The organism is Klebsiella sp. K47 (genome assembly GCF_051858335.1).
GTDB lineage: Bacteria > Pseudomonadota > Gammaproteobacteria > Enterobacterales > Enterobacteriaceae > Klebsiella > Klebsiella pneumoniae.
Genome location: NZ_JBPYUI010000437.1, coordinates 1 through 223, shown reverse-complemented (window position 1 = coordinate 223; position 223 = coordinate 1). Strand labels below are relative to the sequence as shown.

At 68.6% G+C, this 223-nt stretch carries 1 protein-coding gene; it reads left to right on the top strand.

Translation table 11 applies throughout. The annotated features are described in order from the left end of the window. Positions 1-13 precede the first annotated feature (13 nt). On the top strand, positions 14-223 hold a 210-nt coding region (locus RRF55_RS28690; protein ID WP_439419399.1), incomplete at its 3' end, for a hypothetical protein.

The following is a 223-nucleotide window of genomic DNA, read 5'->3' as shown; positions in this document are numbered from 1 at the left end:
GATCAAGGAGGGCGTGCTGCTGTTCCGCGAGGATGGCAGCGTGGCCCTGGCCAATGCCGCGGTCAGCGAGATCCTCGGCCAGGCCGAACGCGATGCCGAGCAGACGCCGGCGCAATGGCTGCGCCAGCTGCTGCCACCGGATGCCCTGGAACATGCGCGCCTCAACGGCCACTGGAACGGCAGCCTGCCGGTCGGCGAGCGCATGGTCATTGCCCATGTCTAC